Source organism: Microbacterium lacticum, from assembly GCF_006716815.1.
Taxonomy (GTDB): domain Bacteria; phylum Actinomycetota; class Actinomycetes; order Actinomycetales; family Microbacteriaceae; genus Microbacterium; species Microbacterium lacticum.
Genome location: NZ_VFPS01000001.1, coordinates 161,347 through 173,361 on the forward strand (window position 1 = coordinate 161,347; position 12,015 = coordinate 173,361).

Annotated in this window: 10 protein-coding genes; 7 read left to right on the top strand and 3 right to left on the bottom strand. The window is 71.9% G+C overall.

Features of this window, described 5'->3' with window-relative positions:
- Positions 1-37: 37 nt before the first annotated feature.
- A complete protein-coding gene (locus tag FHX68_RS00795; RefSeq protein WP_141378626.1) occupies positions 38-1,522 on the top strand; it encodes a MinD/ParA family ATP-binding protein in 1,485 nt (494 codons plus the stop codon).
- The gene (locus FHX68_RS00800; protein ID WP_141378628.1) at positions 1,522-2,013 is read left to right on the top strand and encodes a peptide deformylase; all 492 of its coding nucleotides are present in this window, start codon (positions 1,522-1,524) and stop codon (positions 2,011-2,013) included. Before FHX68_RS00795 ends, FHX68_RS00800 begins: the two co-directional genes overlap by 1 nt.
- A gap of 80 nt (positions 2,014-2,093) precedes the next feature.
- Here FHX68_RS00800 and FHX68_RS00805 read toward each other — a convergent pair whose 3' ends face one another.
- On the bottom strand, positions 2,094-3,929 hold the full coding sequence (locus FHX68_RS00805; RefSeq protein WP_141378630.1) for an AMP-dependent synthetase/ligase: 1,836 nt from the start codon (positions 3,927-3,929) through the stop codon (positions 2,094-2,096).
- Between the two features lie 213 nt (positions 3,930-4,142).
- On the opposite strand from FHX68_RS00805, the gene FHX68_RS00810 reads away from it, so the two are divergent.
- From FHX68_RS00810 to FHX68_RS00825, 4 genes are all read left to right on the top strand, one after another.
- Positions 4,143-5,126, top strand: a complete 984-nt coding sequence (locus FHX68_RS00810) for an ROK family glucokinase (protein ID WP_141378794.1) — start codon at positions 4,143-4,145, stop codon at positions 5,124-5,126.
- Positions 5,126-5,842 (top strand): lysophospholipid acyltransferase family protein, encoded by a 717-nt coding sequence (locus FHX68_RS00815; RefSeq protein WP_141378632.1) that lies wholly within the window; start codon positions 5,126-5,128, stop codon positions 5,840-5,842. The genes FHX68_RS00810 and FHX68_RS00815 overlap by 1 nt, the downstream gene beginning before the upstream one ends.
- A gap of 53 nt (positions 5,843-5,895) precedes the next feature.
- A complete protein-coding gene (locus FHX68_RS00820) occupies positions 5,896-7,233 on the top strand; it encodes a class II 3-deoxy-7-phosphoheptulonate synthase (protein ID WP_141378634.1) in 1,338 nt (445 codons plus the stop codon).
- 143 nt (positions 7,234-7,376) lie between these two features.
- On the top strand, positions 7,377-8,333 hold the full coding sequence (locus FHX68_RS00825; protein WP_141378635.1) for a hypothetical protein: 957 nt from the start codon (positions 7,377-7,379) through the stop codon (positions 8,331-8,333).
- Between the two features lie 73 nt (positions 8,334-8,406).
- On the opposite strand, the gene pknB is transcribed toward FHX68_RS00825, so the two are convergent.
- A complete protein-coding gene (gene pknB, locus FHX68_RS00830) occupies positions 8,407-10,323 on the bottom strand; it encodes a Stk1 family PASTA domain-containing Ser/Thr kinase (RefSeq protein WP_141378637.1) in 1,917 nt (638 codons plus the stop codon).
- Between the two features lie 94 nt (positions 10,324-10,417).
- On the bottom strand, positions 10,418-11,503 hold the full coding sequence (locus FHX68_RS00835) for a LysM peptidoglycan-binding domain-containing protein (protein WP_229661382.1): 1,086 nt from the start codon (positions 11,501-11,503) through the stop codon (positions 10,418-10,420).
- A 150-nt stretch (positions 11,504-11,653) separates the two neighbouring features.
- Between FHX68_RS00835 and FHX68_RS00840 the strand changes: the two genes are divergently transcribed.
- Positions 11,654-12,004, top strand: a complete 351-nt coding sequence (locus FHX68_RS00840) for an Rv2175c family DNA-binding protein (RefSeq protein WP_141378639.1) — start codon at positions 11,654-11,656, stop codon at positions 12,002-12,004.
- Positions 12,005-12,015: the final 11 nt, after the last annotated feature.

Genomic DNA, 12,015 nt, shown 5'->3' on the forward strand with positions numbered 1-12,015 from the left:
GGCGCACGGCGTCCACGAGTGATCTGGAGTGTGGAACGTGGCGCCTGAGCGTAACGAGAACGAGGGCGAGAACGCCGACAACGGCGTGCTGGCCACGACCGACGGCACGGAGACGACCGGCATCGGCATCGTCGAGGGGGCGACCGCGCAGGTCGAGGTGACGCTGCCGACGGCCTTCGACGAAGAGGACGACTTCGACGACGACGTCGTGCGCGGCGAGGACGTGACGCTCGTGCAGCTCGAGCAGCTGCCGGCCGAGCGCGACGAGGTGCGGGGCGAGGCCCCCGCGACGACGGCGGTGCCCGTGGCATCCGTCTCCGCGGCCTCCGCGGAGCCCGCGCCGAAGGCGTCGGTGTCGGCGGCCGCGGCCGCATCGGCAGCCGCGGCGAAGACCGCTCCCGCACCGAAGACCGCGGCCGCGGCGAAGGCATCCTCCTCCGTGGCATCCACCTCGGCGACCGCGCCCGCCGCCTCCGACGCGTCCCGCGCCGAGCTCGACCACCACGAGCGGGTGCGCCCGCGCACCTCCGAGATCACGCTGCAGTCGCGCCGACTCGGCGACTTCGAGGTCGACCGCGAGAGCTCCGACCTGCTCACCGCCGACCGCCTGCTCGACCCCGCGCACGTCGTCCGGCCCGAGCCGGAGGGTGCGTGGCGGCACCTCGTCTACACGCTGTCGGGCCGGCGCATCAACCTCGGCGACAGCAAGCGCGCCCGCGCGCGCAAACAGCTCGGCGATCGCATCGCCGCGCCGCTGTCCGGCGGCGCGCGGTTCGTGCCCGTCCTCTCGCGCAAGGGCGGCGTCGGCAAGACGACCGTCACGACGCTCCTCGGCATGGCGCTCGCGGATGCCCGTGAGGATCGCATCATCGCCGTCGACGCGAACCCGGACCGCGGCACCCTCGCCGAGCGGGTCGGGCGCACGAGCGGCAAGACCGTGCGCGACCTCGTGCGGGCGCGCGGCGACGTGCACGGCTTCAACGACATCTCGCAGATCGTCGCGCGCGACCACACGCGCCTCGACGTGCTCGCCTCCGACGCCGACCCGCACGTGTCCGAGGCATTCAGCGACGCCGACTACCGCGACGTCGCCGAGGTCGCGGCGCACTTCTACTCGGTCGTGCTCACCGACACCGGCACGGGCATCGTGCACTCGGTCATGGAGGCGACCCTCGAGCACGCCGACGAGCTCGTCATCGTCGCGGGGCTGAGCATCGACGAGGCCCGCCTCGCGTCGGAGACGCTCACCTGGCTTGAGTCGAACGGCTACGCCGAGCGCGTGCGCTCCGCCGTCGTGGTGCTGAACACCTCCCGTCCCGGCGCGGCGCTCGTGCGCGCCGACGAGCTCGACGCGCACTTCCGCAGCCGGGTGCGCGCCGTCGTCCGCCTGCCCTACGACCCGCACATCGCGTCGGGCAGTGCGATCTCGTTCCGCGACCTGCAGCCCGAGACCCGCGACGCCGCGCGCGAGCTCGCCGCGATCGTCGTCGAGGGTCTGCGCGCCTCGTCGGTCGCCGCCTGATGGCCGTTCGCGAGATCCGCCTCTTCGGCGACCCCGTGCTCCGCGCCGTCAGCGCACCGATCGACGTGATCGACGAGGGCGTGCGCGCTCTCGTGACCGACCTCGTCGACACGGTCGAGCTGCCCGGTCGTGCGGGGGTCGCGGCGCCGCAGATCGGTGTCGCGCTGCGCGCCTTCAGCTACAACATCGACGGCGACATCGGGTACGTGCTGAACCCGGTGCTCGCCGAAGTGCGCGGCGAGCCGCAGCCGGTGGGGGAGGGATGCCTGTCGGTGCCCGGCCTCTGGCACGACGCGCTCCGCCACCCGTGGGCGCGCGTCACCGGCATCGACCTCGACGGCAACGACATCGTGCTCGAGGGCGACGGGCTGCTCGCCCAGGCGCTGCAGCACGAGACCGATCACCTCGACGGCATGCTGTACCTCTCGCGCCTCAGCCCCGCCGACCGCAAGACGGCGATGCGCGAGGTGCGCGAGAGCTCCTGGTTCTGAGCCGCGCGGCGCCCCGCGGCGACGGGAGACGGAACGGGGACCGGCGGTCTCCCACGCGGTCCCCGATCCGGTGAGGCGTGTCAGCCGAGCGACACGTTCGTGGTGTTGACCGGCACGGTGTAGATCTCATCGACGGCGTCGGCGAAGTCGTCGAGGATGACCCCGCGCTTGATGCTCATCTTCGGCGTCAGGTGGCCGCTGCCCTCGGTCCACTCGACGGGCAGGATCGTGAACTTGCGGATCGACTCGGCGCGCGAGACCGACTTGTTCGCGCGGTCGACCGCCAGCTGCACCTCGTCACGCACCTTCGGGTTCTTCGCCGCCTCCTCGAGCGACATGTCGGCCGGCAGCCCGTTGTTGGCGAGCCACGTGGGCAGCATCTCGGGGTCGAGCGTCACGAGCGCCGCGATGAAGGGCTTCTGGTCGCCGACGACGACGACCTGCCCGACGATCGGGTTCGCGCGGATCGGGTCTTCGAGCGCGGCCGGCGCGACGTTCTTGCCGCCCGCGGTGACGATGATCTCCTTCTTGCGGCCGGTGATCGAGAGGAACCCCTCGTCGTCGAACGAGCCGAGGTCGCCGGTCTTGAACCAGTCGCCGTCGAAGGCGGCCGCGGTCGCCTCGGGGTTGCGCCAGTACTCCTTGAAGACGTTGATGCCGCGCACCTCGATCTCGCCGTCCTCGGCGAGGCGCACGCCGACACCCGGCAGCACCGGACCGACGGTGCCGATCTTCGCCTTCTCGGGCGTGCTCACGGTCGCGGGGGCGGTCGTCTCGGTGAGGCCGTAGCCCTCGAGGATCGTCACGCCGAGGCTGTGGAAGAAGTGGCCGAGTCGCGGGCCGAGCGGCGCCGAGCCCGACACGGCGTACGTGACGCGCCCGCCCATCGCCTCGCGCAGCTTGCTGTAGACGAGCTTGTCGAACAGCGCGAACTTGATCTTGGTCAACAGCGGCACCTTCTTGCCGTCCTGCAGGAGCGCGGAGTGCTCGACGGCGGTCGCGGCGGCGGCGCGGAAGATCTTGCCCTTGCCGCCCGCCTCGGCCTTCTGCTCGGCCGAGTTGTAGACCTTCTCGAACACGCGCGGCACGGCGAGGAGGAACGTCGGCTGGAAGGAGCCGAGCGCCGGCAGCAGCTGCTTGGTGTCGGGCTGGTGGCCCGTCTTGACGCCGGCGTGCACGTCGAGGATCGAGATGAAGCGCGCGAACACGTGCGCCGTCGTGATGAACAGCAGCGTCGAGGCGCCGGGTGTGTTCACGACCTCTTCGAGCGACGTGGCGGAGTTGCGGGCCAGCTCGACGAAGTTGCTGTGCGTGAGCACGCATCCCTTCGGCCGACCGGTCGAGCCGGACGTGTAGATGAGGGTCGCGATGTCGGAGCCGACGGCGAGGCCGCGGCGGCGCTCGATCTCGCCGTCGTCGACCGAGACGCCGCCGGCGCGCAGGGTGTCGAGGGCACCGGATGCCATGCTCCAGGTGTCGCGCACGAGGGGGAGCTCGTCCCGCACCTCGGCGACGCGGGCGGCGTGCTCCTCCGACTCGGAGAGCACGGCGATCGCGCCGGAGTCGGAGACGATCCAGCTGATCTGCGCGGCGGAGCTCGTCTCGTAGACGGGCACCATCACGGCCCCGGCGAAGAAGAGCGCGAAGTCGACGAGCGACCACTCGTAGGTGGTGCGGGCGATGAAGGCGACCTTGTCGCCCGGCTCGATGCCCGCGGCGACGAACCCCTTCGCGAGCTCGATCACCTGGCGCTGGAACTCCGCGGCTGTGATGTCGCGCCAGCCGGCGCCCTCGGGCACGGCGAACAGGGCGAGCGACGGGGTCGCGCGCACCCGCTCGACGAGCAGATCGGCGACGTTGGCGTTCGGGTCGGCGGGCACGACGGCGGGAACTTCGAACTGGACGGCGGCGCTCATGAGGCGGCAACTCCTTCGGTACCGGGTGACGTCGAGGTGACGGGTGGAATCGAGTCTAACGGGTGCTGACACTCAGTCTCGCGGTGGGCTCGCCCAGGATCAGACCCGGCGACGGGACCCCGGAGAACTGTGGCTCCCACACTAGACTCTCGGATGCCGTGCGACCCCGCGCGCGGAGTGCGCGGGGCATCCGGGCGGTGGGAGAGGAGGGTCGTGCTCAACGTCGGCATCGACATCGGTGGCACCAAGATCGCGGGCGGCGTCGTCGCGCCCGACGGGCGGATTCTCGAGCGGTTGCGGGTGCCCACTCCGACCGACACCGACGCGCTCGCGCGAGCCGTGGCCGACATGGTCGCCGAGCTCGCCGCGCGCCACGAGGTGAACGCCGTCGGCGTCGCCGCGGCGGGATACATCGATCGCAGTCGATCCGTCATGCTGCACGCGCCCAACATCGACTGGCACAACGCCCCGCTGCGCGCGCAGTTCGAGGCGCTCATCGGCCGCCCGGTGACCCTCGAGAACGACGCGAACGCCGCGGGCTGGGGCGAGTACCGGTTCGGTGCGGGCCGCGGTTCGACCGACATGGTCATGGTCACCCTCGGTACGGGCGTCGGCGGCGCCGTCATCACGGACGGCCACCTTCTCATCGGCGCGAACGGCAGCGCCGCCGAGCTCGGCCACCTGCGCTTCGTCCGCGGCGGCCGGCCCTGCGGGTGCGGGCAGAACGGATGCCTGGAGCAGTATGCGTCCGGCCGCGCGCTGCAGCGCGAGCTCTCCGACATCGCCGACGCCGGCGGTGTCGGCGCGCGGGTCGCGGCCCGTCGGAACGCCGCCGGGATCGTGCCAGGCGCCGATCTCGCGCTGCTGCTCGATGAAGGCGACGAGGGCGCCCTCGAGGCGGTGCGTCGCGTGGCGACCGCCCTCGGCGAGGCCTGCGGCGCGTTCCAGGCGGTGCTCGACCCCGACCTGATCGTCGTCGGCGGCGGTGTCGCCGAGCTCGGTGATGCGCTGCTCGAGCCCACCCGCCTCGCCTACGACACATCGCTGCCGGGCTTCGGCGAGCGACCCACGGCCCGATTCGTGACGGCGAGCCTCGGCAACGACGCCGGACTGGTGGGCGTCGCCGACCTCGCCGGCCTCCGTTCGACGGCGGAGGTCGCCGCCGCGAGTGCCGCGGGCGGTCTGGGGCGCCGCTGATGTTCTACTGGTTCATGAAGTACGTGGTCATCGGCCCGATCGTGAAGGCGATCTTCCGGCCGTGGATCGTCGGACGCTCGAACGTCCCGGCATCCGGGGCGGCCATCCTCGCCTCGAACCATCTCTCGGTGAGCGACTCGATCTTCCTGCCCCTCATGATCGACCGCCCGATGAGCTTCCTCGCCAAGAGCGACTACTTCACCGGCAAGGGCCTCAAAGGCTGGGCGACCCGCATGTTCATGAAGGCGACGGGGCAGATCCCCATCGACCGCACGGGCGGGAAGGCGTCGGAGGACTCCCTGAACACCGGGCTGCAGGTGCTCGGCCGCGGCGACCTGCTCGGCATCTATCCGGAGGGCACCCGCAGCCCCGACGGCAAGCTCTACCGTGGCCGCACCGGCCTGGCGCGCATGGCGCTCGAGGCGCGCGTGCCGGTCGTCCCCGTCGTCATGGTCGACACGGGGGAGATCATGCCCATCGGCCGATCGATCCCGCGGATCGGGCGCGTCGGCATGGTGATCGGCGAACCACTCGACTTCTCGCGCTTCCACGGCATGGAGTCCGACCGCTTCGTGCTGCGCTCGGTGACCGACGAGATCATGGTCGCGCTGCAGCGGCTCGGCGAGCAGCAGTACGCCGACGTCTACGCCTCGACGGTGAAAGACCGCGCCGCCCCCGCGCAGACCGCGGCGAAGACGGGCTCGAAAGCCGCCTGATCGCCGTCGTCACGCGGCATCCGACCCTCTCGCGGCGCCACTAGACTGGCCGGATGCCCACCCTGCACGCCGACCTGGATCACTGGCGCACGCTCCCGATCAAGCAGCAGCCGAGCTGGACCGACCTCGACGACGTGGCCGCGGTGTCGGCCGAGATCGCGACGCTCCCGCCCCTCGTGTTCGCCGGTGAGGTCGACAACCTCCGCGACCGGCTCGCGAAGGCCGCCGCCGGACAGGCGTTCCTGCTGCAGGGCGGCGACTGCGCCGAGACCTTCGCCGGCGCGACGGCCGAGCAGATCCGCAACCGCATCAAGACGGTGCTGCAGATGGCGGTCGTGCTGACCTACGGGGCATCCATGCCGGTCGTGAAGATGGGGCGCATGGCGGGTCAGTTCGCCAAGCCCCGCTCGAGTGACACCGAGACCCGCGGCGACGTGACGCTGCCCGCCTACCGCGGCGACATCGTCAACGGCTACGACTTCACCGAGCTGTCGCGCCAGCCCGACCCGGCCCGGCTGCTGAAGGGCTACCACACCGCGGCATCCACCATCAATCTCATCCGCGCGTTCACGCAGGGCGGCTTCGCCGACCTCCGCGAGGTGCACTCGTGGAACAAGGGCTTCGCGCAGAACCCGGCGAACCAGCAGTACGAGCGCCTCGCGACCGATATCGACCGGGCGATCAAGTTCATGGAGGCGGCCGGCGCCGACTTCGACGAGCTCAAGCGCGTCGAGTTCTACACCGGCCACGAAGGCCTGCTGATGGACTACGAGCGGCCGATGACCCGCGTCGACTCGCGCACCGGAACGCCGTACAACACCGCGGCGCACTTCCTGTGGATCGGGGAGCGCACGCGCGAGCTCGACGGCGCCCACGTCGACTACTTCTCGAAGATCCGCAACCCCATCGGCGTGAAGCTCGGACCCTCGACCTCGCCCGAGACGGCGCTCGAGCTCATCGACAAGCTCGACCCCGAGCGCGAGCCCGGCCGACTGACGTTCATCACGCGCATGGGCGCGGGCAAGATCCGCGACGCGCTGCCGCCGCTGCTCGAAGCGGTGAAGGATGCCGGTGCCACGCCCCTCTGGGTCACCGACCCGATGCACGGCAACGGCATCACCACGCCCACCGGTTACAAGACGCGCCGCTTCGACGACGTCGTCGACGAGGTGCGCGGGTTCTTCGAGGCGCACCGCGCCGTGGGCACCTTCCCCGGAGGCATCCACGTCGAGCTCACGGGCGACGACGTCACCGAGTGCCTGGGTGGCTCGGAGCAGATCGACGAGGCGACCCTCGCGACCCGCTACGAGAGCCTGTGCGACCCGCGCCTGAACCACATGCAGTCGCTCGAACTCGCCTTCCTGGTGGCCGAGGAGCTCGAAAAGCGCTGACCTCCGCGCGGCGCCCGGCGCCGCCCGGCGCCGAGAACGCACAACAGCACCTCTTCGCGCCCCGGAGCGGTGCTATCGTGCGTTCTCGCGCGGGGTGTGGACAGATCGCGCGCGGCGCGGGCGCTCGGGGTGACACTGGGCGCATGACCCGCTCGACGCCGCTGCCGCCGCCGTTCGACGAACGGTTCGGCGGGCGCGCGTTCACCGCCGACCAGGCGCGCGCGGCGGGCGTCGGGCGCGGGCGGCTGCGCGGGCGCGACCTCGGCCACCCGCACCACGGGATCTACGTCACCGAGGCATCCGATGATCTGCTCGATCGATGCGCGGCGCTGTCGGTGGCGCTCGGCCCGCAGCACTGGTTCAGCCATCTGACCGCTGCCCGGCTCTGGAGCATCCCCGTTCCGCAGCGGTACGCGCCGATCGAGCCGCTTCACGTGCTCACGGTCGGCGGACGGGTGCCGGTGCGTCACCACCACGTCATCGGGCGATCGACATCGGATGACCCGGATCGCCGCGTGCACGCGGGGCTGCGGGTGATCGGCCCCCTCGCGACCTGGTGCCATCTCGCGACCCGTGGCGCGACGGAACCGAGGATGCTGCTCGGCCGCGACGCGCTCGTTACCGCGGGGGACTACCTGACCACCAAGCGGCGGCTCTCGACGGGATCGACGCTGCCGCCGCTCGCGACGGCAGCAGACCTCGCCCGCGCCGTCGACGCCCGGAGCGGCCGCGGCACCCGCGCGCTGCGCCAGGCGCTGGTGCTCATCCGCCCGGGCGCGCAGTCGCCCCGCGAGACGCTGCTGCGCCTGCGCATCGTCGACGCGGGCCTGCCCGAGCCCGCGGTGCAGCTCCCCGTGATGACGGCGGTGGGGGTGCTGCACAGCGACCTCGGGTACGAGCGGCAGCGGCTCCTCATCGAGTACCAGGGCGACGAGCACCGCACCTCGCGCTCGCGATGGCGGAGCGACCTGACCCGCGTGCAGCTGTTCCAGGACGCCGGCTACGACGTCATGCTCGTCGGCGCGGACGACCTGGTCCCCGACCCGAGCGCCCTCCTCGCGCGGATCGCCCGCGCGCTCGCGCGCGAGAACGCACGATAGCACCGCAAACGGGCTCCGAGAGGTGCTATCGCGCGTTCTCGGTGTGGGATCGAGGGGCGCGGCGCGGGGCGGGTCAGCCCGTCGAGCGGACGGTGATCTTCGTGCCGGGCAGCTGGGACGTGCCGGCGGCGGGGCTCGTGCTCGCGACGGTGAAGATGCCCCAGACGATCTCGGGCAGCGCGGTGCCGGGCTCGAAGCCGGCTTCCCGCAGAGTCTGCATCGCGACGGCGACGGTCTGCCCCGAGACATCCGGGACCTCGATCGGCTCCGGACCCTTCGAGACGACGAGGGTGACGGTGTCGCCGGGGCGCACGCCGTCGCCGTGGTCGACGCGCACGACGCGGCCGCTGTCGACGTCGTCGCTGTACTCCTCCGAGGTGGTGACGGAGAGCTTCACATCGGCGAGGATCGAGGTCGCGTCGGCGACGCTCCGGCCGGCGACGTCCGGGATCGCGCCCGCCGAGACCTCGAACGACGCGGTCGACCCCTCGAGGGCGGTGCATCCCTGCGTGCAGTCGACGGCGTCGCCGCCGCCGGGCGGCGTGATCGACGCGGACACGACCTGGTCGGCCGGGGCGTCGGTGAACACGCGCGACGGATCGTCGGATGCCGTGATGTAGAGCTCGTCGAGGGTGCGCGTGGCGTCGTCGAGGCTGAGGCCCGCCAGTGCGCCGATGTCGTGCGATGCGGGGCCGAGGGAGATCACGACGGTGACCTGGCTGTCCTTGTCGAGCCGCTCCCCGGTGCCCGGTTCGGTGCGGATGGCGAGGCCCGCCGCGACATCACGGCTGTAGTCCTCGCCCGGGACGGCGACGAGCGACTGTGCGGCGAGCGTCCCGGATGCCTCGTCGAAGCTCTGCCCCGCGACGTCGGGCACGGCGACGAGCGATCCCGGCCCCGTGCCGAACCACCAGCCGGCTCCGCCCGCGAGCCCCGCGAGGACCACCACGAGCAGCAGCAGCCACCAGCCCTTGCCGGCGTTCCGCCGCGCGCGGCGGCGCAGCAGCGTCGTGTTGTCGACGTCGTCGGTGACGGTGGGCGCGGTGAACGTGCCCGGCATGATCTTGGTGACCTCGCCCGAGTCGACGCCGTCGTCGACGGCGACGAGCCCCGGGGCGGGCGTCCGCACGACGTGCGGGAAGACGCCGAGCTCCTTCTCGATCTCACGCAGCCGGTCGAGCATCGCACGCGCGTCGGACGGACGCTCGTCGGGTTCGCGCTCGGTCGCCCACATGACGAGCTCGTCGAGCTGCTCGGGCACGCCCGGGTTCTTCGCCGACGGCCGCGGCACCGAGTCGGTGGCGTGCTGGTAGGCGATCTGCATCGGCTGCTCGCCCTTGTACGGCTGCTCGCCGACGAGCATCTCGTACAGCATGATCCCGAGGGCGTAGATGTCGCTCCGGGCATCCGCGGTGCCCCGGGTGACGAGCTCGGGGGCGAGGTAGGCGATCGTGCCGAGCAGCATCTGCCCGGTGGCGGTGTTCGCGCTCGTCGCGCGGGCGAGGCCGAAGTCGCCGATCTTGATGCGGCCGTCTTCGGCGAGCAGCACGTTCTCGGGCTTCACGTCGCGGTGCACGATCCCGGCGCGGTGTGCGGCGGAGAGGCCCGACAGCACGGCATCCATGATCGTGATCGTCTGCGGGATCGACAGTCGCCGCTGCTCGCGCAGGAGGTCGCGCAGCGTGATGCCGGGCAGGTACTCCATGACGAGATAGGCCATCTCGCCGTCCTGGCCCTGGTCGAAGACGTTGACGACGTGCGGATCGGCCAGGCGCGCGGCGGCGCGGGCCTCCTGGATGAAGCGTCCCTGGAAGACGGTGTCATCGGAGAGGTGGCTGTGCATCACCTTCAGCGCGACGCGGCGCTCGAGGCGCAGATCGGTCGCGACGTAGACGGTGGCCATGCCGCCACGGGCGATGCGGGCACGAACGCGGTACCGGCCGTCGACCAGACGGCCGATCAGCGGGTCCGTCTGCTGGCTCGTGCTCACCTACGTGATTCTAGGGAGTGGATGCCGAATGCCCGGGGAGCGGCTCACCGCACGCGCGACCTCGGTGTGCGGTTCGCTCGATTGGGCCACGCGTTCAGCCGAGCGTCGCGAGCCACTCCTCGGCCTGCTGCTCCCACGGACCGTACCGTTCGGGGTGCGCCGAGATCTGCACGGCCTGCGCGGCGGCGCCGAAGTCCATCGCCTCCCAGCCCGGCACGTCCAGGAGGCCCCGCGTGGCCGTGCCGTTGGGGTCGTCCGGGCCGCCGAAGAAGGCGGCCGCCGCCCGGTACGGGTCGCGCACCTCGTCTTCGGTGCCCCACCCCGTGCTCGGGCGCTGCTGGAACAGCCCGAGCGAGTCGCGGTCGCCCCAGTCGAGGTTCCGCAGCCACGACTCGACCATGCCCGTCGCCAGCGCGATCGCGATGCCGCGTTCGGACACGCCGCGGCTGCGGCCCACCTCGATGATGATGCGGGCGTTCTCGATCTGCTCGGCGTCGAGCACGACGGGAGCGGCCGCGGCGGGTGGTGTCGCGGGCGCGGGCGCGGGGGCAGGAGCGGGGGATGCCTCGGCGGGCGCCGGCGCCGCGGGTGCGGCCGCGGCGGGCTGCGCTCCGCCGGCGCCCGGGATCAGCAGGGTCTGTCCGGGGTAGATGATCGAGCCGCGCTCCAGACCGTTGGCCTCGAGCAGCGCGGCGAGGCCGACGCCGGCGTCCTGCGCGATCGCCCACAGGGTGTCGCCGCCGGTGACCGTGTGGGATGCGACGGCGGTCGCGGGGGCGGCGGGTGCGGCCTCGGCGGCCGGCGCGGGCGTGACGTTCGCGCCGCCCGCGGGTGGCGCGAGCCGGAGGCGCTGGCCGGGGTGGATGATGCTCGACCAGTCGAGCCCGTTCCACGTGAGCACGTCGGCGGTGGCGAGGCCCCAGCGCGCGGCGATGTCGCTGACCGTGTCGCCGGGGACGACGGTCACCTCCGCCGGCGCGGTCTCCAGGGCGCGCAGCGTCGCCGTCGGCGGCGGCACCGTGACAGCCAGGCGGAGGCCCGGGTGTGCCGCGGACGGAGTGTGCGCGGTGGCCAGAGCCTGTGCGGCGGCGGGCGTGGCGGTGAACGCCAGCGACACCGAACCGACCAGGGCGGTCGTGGTGGTGACGCCATGGCGGATGCGTGCGGATGTCGGTCGCAAGAATCTCCCCCTTCTTTCGACCTGGCCACCGTGTCACGGAACGGCATTCATGTCAACGGGTGTATAGAGACGTGATCGAAGTGACTCGTGTGACGAGAGTTCATCTCGGCGCCCGCGCGCGGGGCGAGGAGATGGTGCGATAGTGGAGGGGTGAGCGAAGAATCCGTCCCCGTCGTCGAGACCGCCTGGCTCACCCTGCCCGACCTGGTCGAGGTGCTCGGCGAACCGCTCGGCCGCATCCGTCGCCTGCTTGATGACCGTCACCTCGTCGGCTCGAAGCGCACCGGAGTGTTCGCGGTGCCCGAGGTGTTCGTCGTCGACGGCGAACCGCTCGGTTCGCTGCGCGGCACCGTGATCGTGCTGCAGGATGCCGGGTTCAGCGACGACGAGCTGATCGACTGGCTGATCACCGAGGAAGACTCCATCGGCGCCGCGCCGATCGACGCGCTCCGCCGCGGCCGCAAGGCCGAGGTGCGCCGCGTTGCGCAGTCTCTCGCCTGACCAGGAGGAGA